A 315-nucleotide genomic window follows, 5' to 3' on the forward strand; every position below is an offset into this window, starting at 1 on the left:
TAGATCCCGGATTCTAACCTGACCTTTCTTTTTTTTATCTAAACCTAACATTATTGAACTATGAAAAAAATCGTGTTTTATGTTCTTGAAGCCATTGGTGCTATTTTTACTTATCTGGGTACCAAACGTGCTGAGTCCAAACAGAAGCAGCGGGACGATGCGCAGGATTGACCTGATTGTGATTCATTGTACGGCCACGCGTGAGAATGAACGTCTGAGCGAAGAGTCGCTCGATGAGTATCACCGTGCGTTGGGTTATGGGGGTTGCGGCTACCATTATTACATCCGCCGGGATGGCAATATTGTGGAGATGCG

1 protein-coding gene is annotated in these 315 nt (G+C 45.1%); it reads left to right on the forward strand.

Going from position 1 to position 315, the window contains the following annotated elements; translation table 11 throughout:
• Positions 1–157: 157 nt before the first annotated feature.
• A partial coding sequence (locus D0T87_RS24775) for an N-acetylmuramoyl-L-alanine amidase (protein ID WP_239063867.1) occupies positions 158–315 on the forward strand: 158 nt, incomplete at its 3' end.

The sequence above is a fragment of the Bacteroides sp. 51 genome (genome assembly GCF_010500965.1).
In the GTDB taxonomy this organism is placed as follows: Bacteria; Bacteroidota; Bacteroidia; order Bacteroidales; family Bacteroidaceae; genus Bacteroides.